This window comes from Bartonella sp. AA81SXKL, assembly GCF_042196945.1.
Classification (GTDB): Bacteria; Pseudomonadota; Alphaproteobacteria; order Rhizobiales; family Rhizobiaceae; genus Bartonella.
The window spans coordinates 1-282 of sequence record NZ_JBHIRH010000310.1 but is presented as its reverse complement, the minus strand read 5'-3'; the positions used below and the strand labels follow the sequence as shown (position 1 = coordinate 282).

Annotated in this window: 1 protein-coding gene; it reads right to left on the bottom strand. The window is 37.2% G+C overall.

Annotated features, from left to right (window positions below; all coding sequences use genetic code 11):
• Positions 1–282 (bottom strand): metal ABC transporter solute-binding protein, Zn/Mn family (locus ACFINZ_RS11330; RefSeq protein WP_375701562.1); only part of this gene is annotated, 282 nt, incomplete at both ends.

The window sequence follows — 282 nt, the reverse complement described above, 5'->3', positions numbered from 1 at the left end:
ATGGTTGCAATCTTTGTTTTAAATGTTTCTTGTTTTTCTTTAAGTTTTTGGATGTAAGAGTTGGCGTTTTTGCTGTAGGTTGCACAGAATTGTTGATCGATTTTACAAAAAGCAGTGGCAATATTTTTAATATAAATTTCAACATTTGGGATAGTCTGCCAAGCATGTGGATCAATATTACTGTGGCGGTGTTGGGCACTCTGTTCTTGGTTTTTAATTTCGAGGGGGGAGATGTTAGCACTCACTTCAACAACCAGTGCTTTTGTACCACTTGCTGTGATG